1 protein-coding gene is annotated in these 255 nt (G+C 32.9%); it reads right to left on the reverse strand.

All coding sequences use genetic code 11. The features are described from left to right. Window positions 1-255 (reverse strand): carboxypeptidase regulatory-like domain-containing protein (locus tag GN138_RS15955; RefSeq protein WP_197429371.1); only part of this gene is annotated, 255 nt, incomplete at both ends.

Here is a 255-nt window from a genome sequence, read left to right on the forward strand (position 1 = left end):
TTGGGTCTAAAGAAATTTGAACGTTGTTTTCTTCTTCATTTACACCTTTAACAGGTACTTTTTTACTTTCAAAACCTTCTTTGATTACTTCTAGTTCGGTGTCTTTATCACATTCTACTATAAATTCAGCAATACCTTCTTCATTAGTTGTTTTAGATACAACTTTGTTTCCTTGGTCATCAAATAAAGCTATAGCTGCACCACTAATTGGCTCACGTGTCTTATCATCTAAAACCGTTGCTGTAATAAGCACAT

The organism is Winogradskyella endarachnes, assembly GCF_009741275.1.
GTDB classification, from domain to species: domain Bacteria; phylum Bacteroidota; class Bacteroidia; order Flavobacteriales; family Flavobacteriaceae; genus Winogradskyella; species Winogradskyella endarachnes.